This window comes from Pseudomonas sp. NPDC087803, assembly GCF_044742995.1.
Classification (GTDB): Bacteria; Pseudomonadota; Gammaproteobacteria; order Pseudomonadales; family Pseudomonadaceae; genus Aquipseudomonas.
This window is the reverse complement of sequence record NZ_JBIUVO010000003.1, coordinates 204,515-220,948: the sequence shown is the minus strand read 5'-3', so window position 1 is coordinate 220,948 and position 16,434 is coordinate 204,515. Positions and strand designations below refer to the sequence as shown.

Here is a 16,434-nt window from a genome sequence, read left to right as displayed (position 1 = left end):
GCTGTAAGAGCGAAACCGCCAGCGGCAACACCCACAGAAACGGATATGCCCCCAATACAACCAAAACAAAAAAGGCGCGATCCTTTCGAATCGCGCCTTTTCATCAAAGCTTGAAGCAGTCTATCAGCTACCCAAAGCCTTCGACGCCAACCAGAACAACCCAGCCGACAACGCCACAGTCGCCGGCAGGGTCAGCACCCACGCCAGCAGGATGGTGCGAACAGTGCCGCCCTGCAGGCCGCTCTTGTTGGCGACCATGGTGCCGGCCACACCCGAGGACAGAACGTGAGTGGTCGATACCGGCAGACTGAAGATGTTGGCCATACCGATCAAACTGGCGGTAGTGATCTGCGCCGACATGCCTTGGGAATAGGTCATGCCTTGCTTGCCGATCTTCTCGCCGATGGTCAGTACCACGCGTTTCCAGCCGACCATGGTGCCCAGGCCGAGGGCCAGTGCGACCGCCAGAATCACCCAGAACGGGGCGTATTCAGTGGTGGTGGTCAGGTCTTTGCGCAGTTTGTCCAGGTCAGCTTTTTCACGCGCTTCCAAGCCCGGCAGCTTGCCGACTTTCTTCGCGGTGTCGTCCAGGCACAGCAGGTAACGACGGACTTCGATGCGGCTTTCCGAGGACAGCGAATGGTAGTCCGCTACACCTTTAAGGGTGCCAAGCAGGGCGTTGATGGTCGGTTCGGTCTGCTGCGGGTTGCAGCGGAATTTCTCCGGCAGGTCGCCTTCAACGCTTTTGCCCAGGGCCAGGAATTCGCCCAGGGAATCGGCATTGCGCTTGTAGAACTGGCTCAGGTGCAGGGTCGCGTCGCGGGTGCGTTCGATCTGGTAAGTGGTGCTGCTCAGGTCGAGGACGAACTGCGCAGGCACGATACCGATCAATACCAGCATGATCAGGCCGATGCCTTTCTGACCATCGTTGGAGCCGTGCACGAAGCTCACGGCCATGGCCGAGATAACCAGGACCAGGCGGTTCCAGAACGGCGGGTGCTTCTTGTCGTCGATCTTGCGGCGCTGTTCCGGGGTCTTGTGCATCTTCGACAGCGGGCGCCACCACTTCAGGCCGATCAGGATCAGCGCGGCGATCAGGAAGCCAGCCATTGGCGAAAACACCAGCGAGGCGCCGATGTCGATCGCTTTCTGCCAGTTCACGCCGTCGGCCAACGGGATGTTGTTGATCAGGGCGTTGGCCAGGCCGACACCGAGGATCGAGCCGATAAGGGTGTGGGAACTGGAGGCCGGGATACCGAAGTACCAGGTGCCCAGGTTCCAGGTGATCGCCGCGGCGAGCAACGAGAACACCATCGCCAAACCATGGCCGGTGTTCACATTGATCAGCAGTTCCACCGGCAGCAAGTGAACAATGGCATACGCCACGCCAACGCCGCCCAGCAACACGCCGAGGAAGTTGAACACACCGGAGAAGAACACCGCCAGATGAGGCGGCATGGCTTTGGTGTAGATAACAGTGGCTACCGCGTTAGCGGTGTCATGAAATCCATTGATGAACTCGAAGGCGAGGACAAACGTCAGGGCGAGCAAGAGGCTCACAAGCACCCAAGCATCCAGTCCGCTGAATAAATCGATCATGAAGGTTTTCTGACCCGGTCATAAGGGGGCGCGATTATGCCAGAAAAGACTGGAATTCGATCCCCTACCTGCTCATCGGTAGCAATCAATGTCGAATTAAATTGTTGCAAGGTGCAAAGCCCTAGCGTGCAGCAGGGTTTTTCAACTGTTTGATTAGATTGGAAAAATCTTCAAACAGCAGGCATTTTGTCGAGTGCGCGAGGGCCTCAAACGCCTGTGTGAAATATCTCTGAAACGAGTCAGACACGCTCCTTTCCCGTGCAGGACGGGGGAGGTGGGCCGCTGCCCGCGGGTAGCGGGCGCGCAAGGCATCGTCGGGTCACCGTGCTTTTAGCCGGTGGCGACGCAGACCCTCGAAAAACTCGGAATCGTCAGTTCATGGCTCTTCGGTTTTGAGTTCTTCTTCCATCTTTTTCAGTTCTTGCTGAAAAACCTGATCCTGAACAGTGGGGCGTTTACGCCATGCCTTGCGTTCCGGTTCGGGTTGAGCGGCGTAGGTGGTGACTTCCCCGCCGTAAACTTCCTTGTAACGTTGTTCCTGGCGCTCAAGTTCCGCGCGCAGTTCGTCTTTCGTCACAGTGCTACCTGTTTGAGTTGAGATAAATGTCTGGTGAAACGCACTGCAACGAATCAATTGAGCGGATCCACCAACTGCCAATACCCGGACGGGCATTGGTGTTATCGGCAGGGCGATCAAGACTTCCATGTTGCAGGCGGCTGCGGCACCAGATTAAAACTGACGCAGCATCAGTTTCCTGTTTCAGCGAGTGCTGGCGTTGCATGAGTCATGCGCGTCAGCGCTGGCCGGGGCTGTCGGCGATTGGCATCGCCTCGGCGGGCGGCGGCTCCGGGAAATAATGCGGGGCGCCACTGAGGTGCATTATAGCGGTCGATTCGGGAATGACTATCTTTGCCAAGTTAAAAACGGTTCTGGATGTGTGATTGTTTTGTGACTGACAATTTTTATCGGTAGTTGCAGTCGTGGCCAACCTTTAGCGCGATGGTGTTGTGTTTCTGGCGTCATTAAGTCGAACAACTAAGGGCATCGCTGCAGCGGCGCGACAAAGTTGAGAAAACATTGCGGCAGGTCGAGCGGGGCCCGTGCTGGCGATTGCGATAATCGGTCGGCGGTTCGATAATCGCCCAATCTTGGCGTGCCGACCCTTGTGCATCTCGCGGCGAGCCGCTTGTATAGCCATTGATCCGTGCCGCATAAGGACAACAAATGAACGATCAAATGCGCAACTCCTTCACTTCCGTGGCGCCGCCGATCGTCGCTTCGCCCGCCAAGCGCATCCAGGCGCTGACCGGCGATCCGGATTTCATGACTTCGCTGGCCCGTGGCCTGGCGGTGGTGCAGGCATTTCAGGAGCGCAAGCGGCACCTGACCATCGCCCAGATCAGCCACCGCACGGAAATTCCCCGCGCCGCCGTGCGCCGTTGCCTGCACACCTTGATCAAACTGGGTTACGCCACCACCGATGGCCGTACTTACTCGTTGCTGCCCAAAGTGCTGACCCTCGGCCACGCGTATCTGTCTTCGACGCCGCTGGCGGTTTCAGCCCAGCCTTATCTGGACCGCATGAGCGAGCAACTGCACGAAGCCTGCAATATGGCCACGCTCGAAGGCGACGACATTCTGTACATCGCCCGTTCGGCGACCACACAGCGGCTGATTTCGGTGGACCTGTCGGTGGGCGGGCGGCTGCCGGCCTATTGCACGTCGATGGGCCGTATCCTCCTGGCAGCACTGGACGACACTTCGCTGGGCGAATACCTCGACCATGCCGAACTGGTGGCCAAGACCAGCCGCACGCTGCACACCGCGGAAAGTCTGCTCGAATGCCTGCAGGAAGTGCGACAGCAGGGGTGGTGCATCGTCGATCAGGAACTCGAACAAGGCCTGCGCTCGATTGCCGTGCCGGTCTACGACGCGTCGGGTCAGGTGGTGGCGGCGCTCAACGTCAGTACTCACGCCGGTCGCGTCAGTCGCACCGAGCTGGAACAGCGCTTCCTCCCAGGCCTGCTCAGTGCCAGCCGCGACCTCAGCGCCCAGTTGTTCGCCTGATGAAGCTGTTCGATAAACGCACAGTGTTGCGTTTATCGAATTGACGCTAAAAGCCTCGGATCATTAATGTCGCGGCAGCGTCATCCGGCGCTGAGCACACGTCTCAGCCCGGACTGCCGACTCCCATAATAATGACAAGAGGCAACCCCCATGCGCACGTTCCCCGACTGTCGCCGCTTCAGCCCGTGTTGCCGGGTTCACCGCAACAGCTGATTCCAGCCTTCTATTCTTGTGTCCGTGCCGCTCTTTGGCCGGCCGCCGTTCGACTGCGTTTTTTGCGTGGATAAAAATAATGAACCAGCCTCAGTCCGCTGTAGGTAACTGCCTCGACGTGCAGACCTTCATCAATGCCCAACCGATCTCGCGCTATCAGTGGCGCGTGGTGATCCTGTGTTTCCTGATTGTCTTCCTCGATGGCCTCGACACCGCAGCGATGGGTTTTATTGCGCCGGCGCTGTCCCAGGACTGGGGCATCGACCGCGCCAGCCTCGGCCCGGTGATGAGTGCTGCGCTGATCGGCATGGTGTTCGGCGCACTGGGTTCCGGCCCGCTGGCTGACCGTTTCGGGCGCAAAGTGGTACTGGTCGGCGCGGTGTTGCTGTTCGGCGCGTTCAGTCTGGCTTCGGCCTACAGCACTAACGTCGAGCAACTGCTGGTGCTGCGCTTTCTCACCGGCCTCGGTCTGGGCGCCGGCATGCCCAACGCCACCACGCTGCTCTCGGAATACACCCCGGAGCGCAAGAAATCCTTGCTGGTGACCAGCATGTTCTGCGGCTTCAACCTCGGCATGGCCGGTGGCGGCTTCATTTCGGCGAAGCTGATCCCGGCGTTCGGCTGGCACAGCCTGCTGCTGATCGGCGGGATTCTGCCGCTGATCCTCGCGGTGGTGCTGTTGTTCTGGCTGCCGGAATCGGCGCGTTATCTGGTGGTGCGTAATCGCGGCACCGACAAAGTGCGCAAGACCTTGTCGCCGATCGACCCGGTCACCGTCGCGCAGGCCTCGAGTTTCAGCGTGCCGGAACAGAAAACCGTCAAGGCGCGCAACGTGTTCGCGGTGATTTTCTCCGGCACCTACAGCGCCGGCACCTTGTTGCTGTGGCTGACCTACTTCATGGGCCTGGTCATCGTTTACCTGCTGACCAGTTGGCTGCCGACCCTGATGCGTGACAGCGGCGCGAGCATGGAGCAGGCGGCGTTCATTGGCGCGTTGTTCCAGTTTGGCGGGGTGTTGAGTGCGGTCGCTGTGGGCTGGGCGATGGACCGCTTCAATCCGCACAAGGTCATCGGCACGTTCTACCTGCTGGCCGGGATATTTGCCTACGCGGTGGGGCAGAGCCTGGGCAACATCACCTTGCTCGCGACCCTGGTGCTGGTGGCGGGGATGTGCGTCAACGGCGCGCAATCGGCGATGCCTTCATTGGCGGCGCGGTTTTATCCGACTCAGGGCCGGGCGACCGGGGTGTCGTGGATGCTCGGGATTGGCCGGTTCGGCGCGATTCTCGGGGCGTGGATGGGCGCGACATTGCTGGGGTTGGGTTGGAACTTCGAGCAGGTGCTGACGGCGCTGGTGATTCCGGCGGCGTTGGCGACGACGGCGGTGGTGATTAAAGGCATGGTCAGTCATGCGGATGCGACCTGAGTGGAGTCATTTTGATCCTCGCTGCATGTTCCGGCGCCTTCGCGAGCAAGCCCGCTCCCACAGGGAAAACACATTTCAAATGTGGGAGCGGGCTTGCTCGCGAAGCTTTTGGTTCTTATTGATAGGGTGGTAACAATCTGTTCGATAAACGAACACTCAGTCGATTATCGGATTGTTTGGTAATTTTCAGCGGCTTAATCTGCAGTGACTCCGGCGCTGAACCTCGCGCCTTTTTCTCACTGGCGATTCACTACATAAACGGGAGCCTGCTCCATGGCTGAGATCCTTTCGCTGCACGACGCGGTGAAGCAATTCGTCAACGACGGCGACACCGTCGCGCTCGAAGGCTTCACTCACCTGATCCCTACGGCGGCAGGTCATGAAATCATTCGTCAGGGCAAGAAAGATCTGACCCTGGTGCGGATGACGCCTGACCTGATCTACGACCAACTGATCGGTGCCGGTTGTGCACGCAAGCTGATCTTTTCCTGGGGCGGCAACCCGGGTGTGGGTTCGCTGCACCGTCTGCGCGACGCGGTCGAGAAGCAATGGCCGCATGCGCTGGAAATCGAAGAACACAGCCACGCCGACCTGGCCAACGCCTACGTCGCCGGCGCTTCCGGCCTGCCGTTCGCGGTGCTGCGAGCCTACGCCGGTTCCGACCTGCCGAAGGTCAACCCGCTGATCAAAACGGTCACCTGCCCGTTCACCGGTGAAGTGCTGGCGGCGGTGCCATCGGTGCGTCCGGACGTGACCGTGATCCACGCACAGAAAGCCGACCGTCAAGGCAACGTGCTGCTGTGGGGCATTCTCGGGGTGCAGAAAGAAGCGGCACTGGCGGCCAGGCGCTGCATCGTCACCGTCGAGGAAATCGTCGACAACCTCAACGCCCCGATGAACGCCTGCGTGCTGCCGACCTGGGCCTTGAGCGCGGTCTGCCACGTACCCGGCGGCGCGCATCCGTCCTACGCTCACGGTTACACCGAGCGTGACAATCGTTTCTATCAGGCGTGGGATCCGATCGCCCGTGACCGTGAGACGTTTACCGCGTGGATCAACGAATACATCCATGGCTGCGCTGACTTCAGCGAGTTCCAGGACAAGTTGGCCGCTGCTTCGGAGGCCAAGTAATGACTTACACCACCAATGAAATGATGACCGTCGCTGCGGCCCGTCGCCTGAAGAACGGCTCGGTGTGCTTCGTCGGCATCGGCCTGCCGTCGAAAGCCGCCAACCTCGCGCGCCTGACTTCGTCGCCGGATGTGGTGCTGATCTACGAATCCGGCCCGATTGGCGCCAAGCCAAGCGTGCTGCCGCTGTCGATCGGTGATGGTGAGCTGGCGGAGACGGCCGACACCGTCGTCCCGACCGGTGAGATTTTTCGCTACTGGCTGCAGGGCGGGCGCATCGACGTCGGTTTTCTCGGCGCAGCGCAGGTCGACCGTTTCGGCAACATCAACACCACCGTGGTCGGTGACTATCACGCGCCGAAAGTTCGCTTGCCGGGTGCCGGTGGCGCGCCGGAAATCGCCGGTTCGGCGAAGAGTGTGCTGATCATTCTCAAGCAGTCGGCGCGTTCGTTCGTCGACAAGCTCGACTTCATTACCTCGGTCGGTCACGGCGAGGGCGGCGATTCGCGCAAGCGTCTGGGCCTGCCGGGCGCCGGTCCGGTCGGGATCATCACCGACCTGTGCATCATGGAGCCGGAAGCGGACACCCATGAATTCGTGGTCACCGCTCTGCATCCGGGCGTGACCCGCGAGCAAGTGGTCGCCGCCACCGGTTGGGCGATCCGCTTTGCCGACAATGTTGAAACCACGGCTGCGCCGACCGAGGTCGAACTGACCGCGCTGCGCGATCTCGAAGCGCGCACCGCCGCCGCCCACGGCCAGGCACCGGGAGAAGCATGATGCGTGACGTGTATATCTGCGATGCGATTCGCACCCCCATCGGCCGTTTCGGCGGTGGCTTGTCCGCGGTGCGCGCCGACGATCTGGCCGCCGTGCCGATCAAGGCGCTGATGGAACGCAACCCCTCGGTGGACTGGAACGCGATCGACGAAGTGTTCCTCGGCTGCGCCAACCAGGCCGGCGAAGACAACCGTAACGTGGCGCGCATGGCGCTGCTGCTGGCGGGGCTGCCGGACAGCGTGCCGGGTGTGACCCTCAACCGTCTCTGTGCTTCGGGCATGGACGCGATCGGCACCGCGTTCCGCGCCATTGCCAGTGGCGAGATGGAGCTGGCGATTGCCGGCGGCGTCGAGTCGATGTCCCGCGCGCCGTTCGTGATGGGCAAGGCCGACGCAGCGTTCTCGCGCAACATGAAACTGGAAGACACCACCATCGGCTGGCGTTTCATCAACCCGTTGATGAAAGCCCAGTACGGCGTCGATGCGATGCCGCAGACCGCCGATAACGTCGCCGATGACTATAACGTGTCGCGCGCCGACCAGGACGCGTTCGCCCTGCGCAGCCAGCAACGCACCGCCGCCGCGCAGGCTGCGGGCTACTTCGCCGAGGAAATCGTCGAAGTGCGGATCGCCCACAAGAAGGGCGAAACCGTGGTCAGCCAGGACGAACATCCACGCGCCGACACCACGCTTGAAGCCCTGAGCAAACTCAAACCGGTCAACGGCCCGGACAAGACTGTCACCGCCGGCAACGCATCCGGCGTCAACGACGGTGCCGCTGCGCTGATTCTCGCTTCGGCGGAAGCGGTGAAAAAACACGGCCTGACTGCCCGCGCCAAAGTGCTGGGTATGGCCAGTGCCGGGGTTGCGCCACGGGTGATGGGCATCGGCCCGGTACCGGCGGTGCGCAAACTGATCGAGCGCCTTGGGGTGGCGGTCAGCGATTTCGACGTGATCGAACTCAACGAAGCCTTCGCCAGCCAAGGCCTGGCGGTGCTGCGTGAACTGGGTCTGGCCGACGATGCGCCGCAGGTCAACCCGAACGGTGGCGCGATTGCCTTGGGTCACCCGTTGGGCATGAGCGGCGCGCGACTGGTGCTGACCGCGTTGCATCAGTTGGAAAAGACCGGCGGCAAGCAAGGTCTGGCGACCATGTGCGTCGGCGTCGGCCAGGGTCTGGCCCTGGCCATCGAACGCGTCTGACGCACAGCTGCACGAATAAGAACTGAGGAAAGCGAAATGACTGACAAGCCTGGCTACCGTCGTCCGCAGGAAGGCACCCAGCCTGAGTACCTGCACCCGACGTATCAATCCACCAACCTGCGCTCGCCGTCCAAGCCGTTGGTGTTCCTGCCGCATTCGTTGTCGGAGATCACCGGCCCGACCATCGGTGCCGAACGCGTCGCCGACCAGGACAACGACCTGACCGCCCAGCACGACGGCGAGCCGTTGGGTGAGCGCATCATCATTCACGGCCGTGTGCTCGACGAAAACGGTTTGCCGGTGCCGGGGATTCTGGTGGAGATCTGGCAGGCCAACGCCGCCGGCCGCTACAACCACAAACGCGACCTGCACGACGCGCCGCTGGACCCGAACTTCACCGGCACCGGCCGCACCGTGACCGACGCCGACGGCTGGTATCAGTTTCAGACCATCAAGCCCGGCGCCTATCCGTGGGGCAACCACCACAACGCGTGGCGCCCGGCGCACATCCATTTCTCACTGTTCGGGCCGAGCATCCTCACCCGTCTGGTGACGCAGATGTACTTCCCCGGCGACCCGCTGCTGGCCTACGACCCGATCTACAACTGCGTGCCGGACATCTCCGCCAAGGAACGTCTGATCGCCGCTTTCGATCTGGAAAAAACCATTCCGTCCTACGCCCTCGGCTATCGCTGGGACATCGTCTTGCGCGGCCGCGACGCCACGCCGATGGAGAAATAAGATGACGCTGACTGCCACCACGTCCCACACCGTCGGGCCGTACTACCACATCGGCCTGACCTGGCTGAATCGCGAAAACCTCGCGGTCGAACAAACCCTCGGCGAACGCGTGGCGATCACCGGCCAAGTCGTTGACGGCAACGGCGATGTGGTCAACGACGCGATGCTCGAAGTCTGGCAGGCCAACGCCGCCGGCAAGTACGCGCACCCGGAAGACGAGCAGGACAAACCGCTGGACCCGCATTTCGAAGGTTTCGGCCGGGTGCCGGTGGACGCCGAAGGGCGCTTCCGTTTCACCACGATCAAACCGGGCACGGTCGAAGGCCTGAAGGGCTCGACCCAGGCGCCGCACCTGGTGGTGCTGGTGTTTGCTCGTGGGCTGGTGAAGCACTTGCTGACACGCATTTACTTCGAAGGCGACCCGGCGAACGTCAATGATCCGCTGCTGGAATGTGTGCCGGCCGAGCGCCGCGGGACGTTGCTGGCGAAGCCGGATGCGGCGGGGGTTTATCAGTGGAATGTGATTTTGCAGGGCACTGAGGCGGAGACGGTGTTCTTCGATTACTGAAGTACACCCCAAAACCTTGTAGGAGTGAGCCTGCTCGCGATAGCGGTGGATCAGACGAATAAGGGCTGAATGACAAACCGCAATCGCGAGCAGGCTCACTCCTACAAGGGAACTGTGTTGGATGTATCTGTGGAACGGGACTGTTGCGAAGTGTGTCTAGACTCTCACCTGTCCCTTCAGAGTAAAAAACAATGACAACTACCACCGCTCATTACACCGGCGAGGAGCGCAGCAAGCGGATCTTCGCCATTGTCGGTGCCTCGTCCGGCAACCTTGTCGAATGGTTCGACTTCTATGTCTATGCCTTCTGCGCGATCTATTTCGCCCCGGCGTTTTTCCCCTCCGACAACCCCACGGTGCAACTGGTCAACACCGCCGGGGTGTTCGCTGCCGGGTTCCTGATGCGCCCGATCGGCGGCTGGATCTTCGGGCGGCTGGCGGACAAGAAGGGCCGCAAGACCTCAATGATGATTTCGGTGCTGATGATGTGCTTCGGCTCGCTGCTCATCGCCTGCCTGCCGACCTACGCCAGCATCGGCGTCTGGGCACCGCTGCTGTTGCTGTTCGCGCGGCTGCTGCAAGGCCTGTCGGTGGGTGGCGAGTACGGCACCACCGCGACCTACATGAGTGAGGTCGCGCTCAAAGGGCAACGCGGCTTTTTCGCTTCGTTCCAGTACGTGACCCTGATCGGAGGCCAACTGCTGGCGGTGTTGCTGGTGGTGATCCTGCAGCAGTTCCTCAGTGAAGACGAATTGCGAGCCTACGGCTGGCGGATTCCGTTTGTGGTCGGTGCGGTGGCGGCGGTGATTTCGCTGTTCCTGCGCCGTTCGCTGAAAGAAACCACCAGCAAGGAAATGCGCGAGAACAAGGACGCCGGCAGCATCCGCGCGCTGTTCCGTGATCACAAAGCCGCGTTCATCACCGTGCTCGGTTACACCGCCGGTGGCTCGCTGATTTTCTACACCTTCACCACGTATATGCAGAAGTATCTGGTGAACACCGCCGGCATGCACGCCAAGACCGCCAGCTATATCATGACCGGCGCGCTGTTCCTGTATATGTGCATGCAGCCGCTGTTCGGCATGCTTGCCGACAAGATCGGCCGGCGTAATTCGATGCTCTGGTTCGGCGCGCTCGGCACGCTGTTCACCGTGCCGATCCTGTTGAGCCTGAAAAGCATCAGCAGCCCGGTGCTGGCCTTTGTGCTGATTACCGTGGCGCTGGCAATCGTCAGTTTCTACACCTCGATCAGTGGCCTGGTGAAAGCCGAAATGTTCCCGCCGGAAGTCCGCGCTCTTGGCGTCGGTCTGGCCTACGCGGTGGCCAACGCGATCTTCGGCGGCTCGGCTGAATATGTGGCCCTGAGCCTCAAGGCCGGTGGCATGGAAAACGCTTTCTATTGGTACGTCACGGTGATGATGGCGGTGGCGTTCCTGTTCAGCCTGCGCCTGCCGAAACAGGCGGCGTACTTGCACCACGATCTGTAAACCGATGTGCGCGGGCCGCATTGGCCCGCGCCGGCAAGGACTGTTTATGACTCAGCGACCGGGCAATCAATTGTTCGATGCCTACTTCACTGCCCGCGACATGCGCGACGTGTTCTGCGATCAAGGCCGGGTGCAGGCGATGCTCGATTTCGAAGCGGCACTGGCCCGGGCCGAAGCGCGGGTCGGGGTGATTCCGGCGTCTGCCGTCGCGCCAATTGCCGCCGCCTGCAACGCCGGTCTGTATGACTTCGCGGCGCTGGGCGAGGCGATTGCCACGGCCGGTAACTCGGCGATTCCACTGGTCAAGGCGTTGGGCAAGCAGATTGCCGCGAGCAGCGCCGAGGCCGAGCGTTATGTGCATCTGGGGGCGACCAGTCAGGACGTGATGGATTCCGGGCTGATCCTGCAATTGCGGCAGGCGCTGGAGCTGATCGAAAGCGATCTGGCAGCGCTCGCCGATTCGCTTGCCACCCAGGCCCAACGGCATGCGGCGACGCCACTGGCCGGGCGCACCTGGCTGCAACACGCCACGCCCGTCACGCTCGGGATGAAGATTGCCGGTTGGCTCGGCGCGCTGACCCGCAGTCGTCAGCGTCTGCGTGAACTCAAGCCACGGCTGCTGGTGCTGCAATTCGGCGGCGCTTCCGGCACCCTCGCGGCGCTCGGCGGGCAAGCATTACCGATCGCTCAGGCCTTGGCGGAAGAACTGCGACTGACACTGCCCGAGCAACCGTGGCACACCCAGCGTGATCGCATCGTCGAGTTCGGTGCGGTACTCGGTTTGATCGCCGGCAGCCTCGGCAAACTCGGGCGCGATGTGAGTCTGTTGATGCAGACCGAAGCGGCGGAAGTGTTCGAGCCGTCGGCGCCGGGCAAGGGCGGTTCGTCGACCATGCCGCACAAGCGCAATCCGGTCGGCGCGGCGGTGTTGATCGGTGCAGCGACGCGGGTCCCAGGGCTGGTGTCGACGCTGTTCAGCGCAATGCCACAGGAGCACGAACGCAGTCTCGGACTGTGGCATGCCGAATGGGAAACCTTGCCGGACATCTGCTGCCTGGTCTCCGGTGCGCTGCAACAGGCGCGCTTGCTGGCCGACGGTCTGGAAGTCGACGCCGAGCGCATGGCGCGCAATCTCCAATTGACTCAAGGGCTGGTGCTGGCCGAAGCGGTGAGCATCGTCCTCGCCCAACGGGTCGGTCGCGACACCGCGCATCACCTGCTCGAACAATGTTGCAAACGCGCGGTGGCCGAACAGCGCCATCTGCGTGCGGTACTCGGCGACGAGCCGCAAGTGACCGCCGAACTGAGCGGCACCGAACTGGATCATCTGCTCGACCCCGCGCATTACCTCGGCCAGGCGCAAGTCTGGGTCGAGCGCGCAGTGGCCGAACACAACGCTTTGACTGTCTGAAGGAGAGGGCTGTGGCTTTCGTTCAACTCGCCGATGGCGAACTGCACTATCAATTGGATGGACCAGTCGACGCGCCGGTGCTGGTGCTGTCCAACTCGCTGGGCACCGACCTGCACATGTGGGACGCGCAGATACCGGCGTTCACCGAGCACTTGCGGGTGCTGCGTTTCGACACGCGCGGGCACGGCCAGTCGCTGGTGACGCCGGGGCCGTACAGCATCGAGCAACTGGGTCGCGACGTGCTGGGTCTGCTGGATGCGCTGCACATTGAACGTGCGCATTTTTGCGGATTGTCGATGGGCGGCTTGATCGGCCAGTGGCTGGGGATCAATGCCGGTCATCGTCTGCACAGACTGATCGTGTGCAACACTGCGGCGAAGATCGGCGATCCGTCGGTGTGGAATCCGCGCATTGAAACCGTGTTGCGTGATGGCCCGGCAGCGATGGTCGCACTGCGTGATGCGTCGATTGCCCGTTGGTTTACCCCGGATTTTTCAGTGGCCAATCCGGCCGCGGCGAAGAAGATCACCGACATGCTCGCGGCGACCTCGCCTGAAGGTTACGCGGCGAATTGCGCGGCGGTGCGCGATGCCGATTTCCGCGAGCAACTGGCCTCGATCAACCTGCCGCTGCTGGTCATCGCCGGCACTGAAGATGCGGTGACGCCGCCGTCCGGTGGGCATTTCATTCAGGAGCATGTGCGCGGCGCCGAGTACGCCGAGTTCTATGCCGCGCACCTGTCCAACGTGCAGGCCGGTGCCGCTTTCAGTGATCGTGTTCTGGCGTTTCTGAACGCTTAGTGAGGGAAGATTTGTGGACGAGAAACAACGCTACGACGAAGGTCTGCAAGTACGCCGCGCGGTATTGGGCGATGCCCACGTCGATCGCAGCCTGAACGCGCTGACCGAGTTCAACTCGGAATTCCAGGAGATGATCACCCGTCACGCCTGGGGCGATATCTGGACCCGTCCGGGCCTGCCTCGGCATACCCGCAGCCTGATCACCATCGCCATGCTGATCGGCATGAACCGCGAGGCCGAGCTGAAACTGCATTTGCGTGCGGCGGCCAACAACGGTGTGAGCCGGGGCGAGATCAAGGAAGTGATCATGCAGAGCGCGATTTATTGCGGGATTCCGGCGGCGAATGCGACGTTCCATCTGGCGGAGTCGGTGTGGGATGAGCTCGGGGTCGAATCCCGGGAGTGATGGTGCCTGAACTGACGCCTTCGCGAGCAAGCCCGCTCCCACATTTGGAATGCATTTCCCCTGTGGGAGCGGGCTTGCTCGCGAAAGCGGCAGACGCCGAGATGCATTAATCCGCACCGGCACTCAGACCCTGGCGACAATGAAAATCCGCTTGAACGGAAACAGCGTCTGCCCGTTTTTCTCCGGCGGATAATGCTTATGCACCCGCATCAGATAGTGATAGATGAAGCGCGCCTGTTCTTCTGAACTCAGCGCCTGCATCACCGGCCGCAGCGCCGAGACCTTCACCCAGTCGTACACCGGCGACTTGCCGTCGACCACTTGCAGTTGCTCGGTTTCCCAGATGTCCAGCGAAGTGGTCAGCGGCGCCAGCAAGCGGTAGTAATCCTCCAGCGACAATAGTGGTCGCGCCGCCATGTGCTGGCGCAGTTGCGGTGTGCCGATAGGGGTGTGACCGAGACCGGCGTCGTCGAGGGTGTCGAGCATCAGTCGATACCACAAGGCATCGCGCCAGTCCGGCATGTGCGCCGCCAGACAGCCGCCGGGGTTGAGATGCCCGAGCAGGCGCGGCAGCAGTTGTTGATGCTCGCCTATGAAATGCAGCACCGCCGCCGCGAGCAGCAGGTCGGCGGGTTGTGCGGGTTGCCAGTCGAGCAGGTCGCACTCTTGCCAGTGGGCGTTGATCGGCAGGCACCGGGCTTGATTGAGCATCTGCCGCGAGCTGTCGACGCCCAGCAACTGCGCGCGCGGCCAGCGCTCGGCCAGCAACTGCGTGGCAATGCCGGTGCCGCAGCCCAGGTCGTAGATATGTTTGGGGTTAGCCAGTTCGACACGATCGAGCAATTCGTTGACCGGGCGCTGGCGTTGACGGGAAAACTGCTGGTACGCCTTGGCGTCCCAGTCGGGTGCTGCGTTGAGTTGAGTGATCATGAGGTGGTCCTCCGATGATCAGCAGTGTCTTCCGATGACAATCTGGCCAAAACTTGAGGACCAACAACTTTGGATGGCGGAAGCGGGGAGGGTGTGGCGCCTGAGTCCTTCAGGTGTTTCCTACTCTACCCGAGGCCCGGCGAAGTGCCACAGATCCTGACGGATGGCTCTCTGATATCCCCTTTCCCTGTAGGAGCTGCCGAAGGCTGCGATCTTTTGATTCTGCTTTTCAAGATCAAAAGATCGCAGCCTTCGGCAGCTCCTACAGGTGGCCGGGGGGATTTTGAATCAGAGCAGGCTGATCGGGTAGCTGATGATCAGGCGGTTTTCGTCGAACTCGTTGTTGCTGAAGTCGCGGCGCATGGTCGAGTTGCGCCAGCGTACGTTGAGGTTGCGCAAGGTGCCGCTTTGCACGGTGTAGCCCAGTTCCGATTCGCGGCCCCATTCCTTGCCGTCGGTGATGGTCCCGGTGTGCACGTTGTCGCCGCTGATGTAGCGGTTCATCAGGGTCAGGCCGGGGATGCCCATGGCGGCGAAGTTGTAGTCGTGGCGCACCTGCCACGAGCGTTCTTGCGCGTTGTCATAGCTGGCGTTGTAACTGTCGTTGGCGAGGGTGCCGCCGCTGGTGCCGTTGACGCGCATCCAGGCGCTGTCGCCGGTGAGTTTCTGCAGGCCGACGTAGAAAGTGTTGCCGCCGTATCGGGCCGAGAACAATCCCGACCAGGTCTTGTTGTCGAGTTCGCCGGCGCGGGCGCTGCCGTCGTCCTTGCCGTAGAAGAAACCGAGGTTGGCGCCCAGCGTCCAGGCGCCGAGCGGCTGGCTGTGGGTCAGGTTGACGTATTGCTGACTGTAGATGTCCTTGAGTTCGGCGTTCCACAGGCCGATCTGCGTGCGCTTTTCGTTGAAAACGTATTCACCGCCCTGAAAGTTGAAGCGATCGGAGGTGAACGCCGCTTTGCCGAACATCGACATGTCGCTCATGCTGCTGTCGTCGCGCGGGCTGTTGGCGCGGAACTGCCCGCCGTAGAGGGTCAGACCGTTGATTTCCTTCGAGGTGATCTGCCCGCCACGGAAGGTTTGCGGCAGCGAACGGCCGTCATCCGAGCGCAGGATCGGCAGCACGGGCATCCATTCGCCGACCTTGATTTCGGTCTGCGACAGCTTGGCCTTGAACGCGACGTTGGTGCGACCGAAGTTGTCCGCCGGACGCCCGTCGTGATCCAGCGGCAGCAATTGCGTGCCGCCGGTGCCCTTGCCGCCATCGAGCTTCACCGAGTACAGGCCGAGCACGTCCATGCCGAAACCGACGGTGCCTTGGGTGAAACCGGACTTGGCGTCGAGGATGAAGTTCTGCGTCCACTCTTCAGCCTTGCCCTGCGCCTTGGTCGGGTTGGTGAAGTTGCGGTTGATGTAGAAGTTGCGCAGGTTCAGGTTGGCGCTGGCGCCTTCGACAAAACCGGCTTCTTCGGCTGCGGCGGGCAGGGCGACGCCGGTCAGTGCGAGGGCGATCAGGCCGGGGAGGGCGTACGGCGCAGTTGGATGAGTCATCGCAGGGTCTCTTGTTATTTTTTTTGGGGTCGAACGGGTCCGTTGCCGCCACTTTCGGGGCAGGCACGAGCTTGCAGAATCTGGGATGCAGCGGCGGCGATCAGCCGGACGGGAGAGGGCGCGGG

The 16,434-nt window shown here is 61.7% G+C and carries 15 protein-coding genes; 11 read left to right on the top strand and 4 right to left on the bottom strand.

What is annotated here, in order from left to right; translation table 11 throughout:
- Window positions 1-123: 123 nt before the first annotated feature.
- Complete coding sequence (locus tag ACIOUG_RS05525; RefSeq protein ID WP_003222397.1) at window positions 124-1,599, bottom strand: inorganic phosphate transporter; 1,476 nt, start codon at window positions 1,597-1,599, stop codon at window positions 124-126.
- Window positions 1,600-1,975: 376 nt separating this feature from the next.
- The gene (locus ACIOUG_RS05520; protein WP_003222398.1) at window positions 1,976-2,176 is read right to left on the bottom strand and encodes a hypothetical protein; all 201 of its coding nucleotides are present in this window, start codon (window positions 2,174-2,176) and stop codon (window positions 1,976-1,978) included.
- Between the two features lie 648 nt (window positions 2,177-2,824).
- Here ACIOUG_RS05520 and pcaR point away from each other — a divergent pair.
- The 11 genes from pcaR to pcaC all read left to right on the top strand — a co-directional run bounded on the left by pcaR (window position 2,825) and on the right by pcaC (window position 13,831).
- Entirely contained in the window at window positions 2,825-3,667 is an 843-nt protein-coding gene (gene pcaR / locus ACIOUG_RS05515) for a pca regulon transcriptional regulator PcaR (protein WP_401063167.1), read from the top strand.
- A 292-nt stretch (window positions 3,668-3,959) separates the two neighbouring features.
- Window positions 3,960-5,306 (top strand): MFS transporter, encoded by a 1,347-nt coding sequence (locus ACIOUG_RS05510; protein ID WP_401063164.1) that lies wholly within the window; start codon window positions 3,960-3,962, stop codon window positions 5,304-5,306.
- Window positions 5,307-5,579: 273 nt separating this feature from the next.
- The gene (locus tag ACIOUG_RS05505) at window positions 5,580-6,437 is read left to right on the top strand and encodes a CoA transferase subunit A (protein WP_401063162.1); all 858 of its coding nucleotides are present in this window, start codon (window positions 5,580-5,582) and stop codon (window positions 6,435-6,437) included.
- Window positions 6,437-7,216 (top strand): CoA-transferase subunit beta, encoded by a 780-nt coding sequence (locus ACIOUG_RS05500; RefSeq protein WP_338800997.1) that lies wholly within the window; start codon window positions 6,437-6,439, stop codon window positions 7,214-7,216. The genes ACIOUG_RS05505 and ACIOUG_RS05500 overlap by 1 nt, the downstream gene beginning before the upstream one ends.
- Window positions 7,213-8,418 carry a 3-oxoadipyl-CoA thiolase gene (gene pcaF / locus ACIOUG_RS05495; RefSeq protein WP_401063160.1) on the top strand — a complete coding sequence of 402 codons (1,206 nt, stop codon included), beginning with the start codon at window positions 7,213-7,215 and terminating at the stop codon, window positions 8,416-8,418. The genes ACIOUG_RS05500 and pcaF overlap by 4 nt, the downstream gene beginning before the upstream one ends.
- A 36-nt stretch (window positions 8,419-8,454) precedes the next feature.
- Window positions 8,455-9,159: a protocatechuate 3,4-dioxygenase subunit beta gene (pcaH, locus tag ACIOUG_RS05490; protein WP_401063158.1), complete on the top strand. Its 705-nt coding sequence runs from the start codon at window positions 8,455-8,457 to the stop codon at window positions 9,157-9,159.
- A 1-nt stretch (window position 9,160) separates the two neighbouring features.
- Complete coding sequence (gene pcaG, locus ACIOUG_RS05485; RefSeq protein ID WP_003222412.1) at window positions 9,161-9,727, top strand: protocatechuate 3,4-dioxygenase subunit alpha; 567 nt, start codon at window positions 9,161-9,163, stop codon at window positions 9,725-9,727.
- A 191-nt stretch (window positions 9,728-9,918) separates the two neighbouring features.
- Window positions 9,919-11,214 (top strand): MFS family transporter, encoded by a 1,296-nt coding sequence (locus ACIOUG_RS05480; protein WP_003222414.1) that lies wholly within the window; start codon window positions 9,919-9,921, stop codon window positions 11,212-11,214.
- Window positions 11,215-11,260: 46 nt separating this feature from the next.
- Entirely contained in the window at window positions 11,261-12,625 is a 1,365-nt protein-coding gene (locus ACIOUG_RS05475) for a 3-carboxy-cis,cis-muconate cycloisomerase (protein WP_401063154.1), read from the top strand.
- Window positions 12,626-12,636: 11 nt separating this feature from the next.
- Window positions 12,637-13,425 (top strand): 3-oxoadipate enol-lactonase, encoded by a 789-nt coding sequence (gene pcaD / locus ACIOUG_RS05470; protein ID WP_401063151.1) that lies wholly within the window; start codon window positions 12,637-12,639, stop codon window positions 13,423-13,425.
- Between the two features lie 13 nt (window positions 13,426-13,438).
- The gene (gene pcaC, locus ACIOUG_RS05465; RefSeq protein ID WP_003222417.1) at window positions 13,439-13,831 is read left to right on the top strand and encodes a 4-carboxymuconolactone decarboxylase; all 393 of its coding nucleotides are present in this window, start codon (window positions 13,439-13,441) and stop codon (window positions 13,829-13,831) included.
- A gap of 123 nt (window positions 13,832-13,954) precedes the next feature.
- Here pcaC and ACIOUG_RS05460 read toward each other — a convergent pair whose 3' ends face one another.
- On the bottom strand, window positions 13,955-14,761 hold the full coding sequence (locus ACIOUG_RS05460) for a methyltransferase domain-containing protein (RefSeq protein ID WP_401063148.1): 807 nt from the start codon (window positions 14,759-14,761) through the stop codon (window positions 13,955-13,957).
- A gap of 288 nt (window positions 14,762-15,049) precedes the next feature.
- Complete coding sequence (locus ACIOUG_RS05455; protein ID WP_401063146.1) at window positions 15,050-16,309, bottom strand: OprD family porin; 1,260 nt, start codon at window positions 16,307-16,309, stop codon at window positions 15,050-15,052.
- Window positions 16,310-16,434 lie beyond the last annotated feature (125 nt).

Excerpts from the sequence above, each read along its gene's own strand:
- ACIOUG_RS05500 (WP_338800997.1), top strand. The coding sequence starts at position 6,437 with ATGACTTACACCACCAATGAAATGATGACCGTCGCTGCGGCCCGTCGC.
- ACIOUG_RS05455 (WP_401063146.1), bottom strand. The coding sequence starts at position 16,309 with ATGACTCATCCAACTGCGCCGTACGCCCTCCCCGGCCTGATCGCCCTC.
- ACIOUG_RS05475 (WP_401063154.1), top strand. The coding sequence starts at position 11,261 with ATGACTCAGCGACCGGGCAATCAATTGTTCGATGCCTACTTCACTGCC.
- ACIOUG_RS05480 (WP_003222414.1), top strand. The coding sequence starts at position 9,919 with ATGACAACTACCACCGCTCATTACACCGGCGAGGAGCGCAGCAAGCGG.
- ACIOUG_RS05505 (WP_401063162.1), top strand. The coding sequence starts at position 5,580 with ATGGCTGAGATCCTTTCGCTGCACGACGCGGTGAAGCAATTCGTCAAC.
- ACIOUG_RS05525 (WP_003222397.1), bottom strand. The coding sequence starts at position 1,599 with ATGATCGATTTATTCAGCGGACTGGATGCTTGGGTGCTTGTGAGCCTC.
- pcaG (WP_003222412.1), top strand. The coding sequence starts at position 9,161 with ATGACGCTGACTGCCACCACGTCCCACACCGTCGGGCCGTACTACCAC.
- ACIOUG_RS05460 (WP_401063148.1), bottom strand. The coding sequence starts at position 14,761 with ATGATCACTCAACTCAACGCAGCACCCGACTGGGACGCCAAGGCGTAC.
- ACIOUG_RS05510 (WP_401063164.1), top strand. The coding sequence starts at position 3,960 with ATGAACCAGCCTCAGTCCGCTGTAGGTAACTGCCTCGACGTGCAGACC.
- pcaH (WP_401063158.1), top strand. The coding sequence starts at position 8,455 with ATGACTGACAAGCCTGGCTACCGTCGTCCGCAGGAAGGCACCCAGCCT.
- pcaR (WP_401063167.1), top strand. The coding sequence starts at position 2,825 with ATGAACGATCAAATGCGCAACTCCTTCACTTCCGTGGCGCCGCCGATC.
- pcaF (WP_401063160.1), top strand. The coding sequence starts at position 7,213 with ATGATGCGTGACGTGTATATCTGCGATGCGATTCGCACCCCCATCGGC.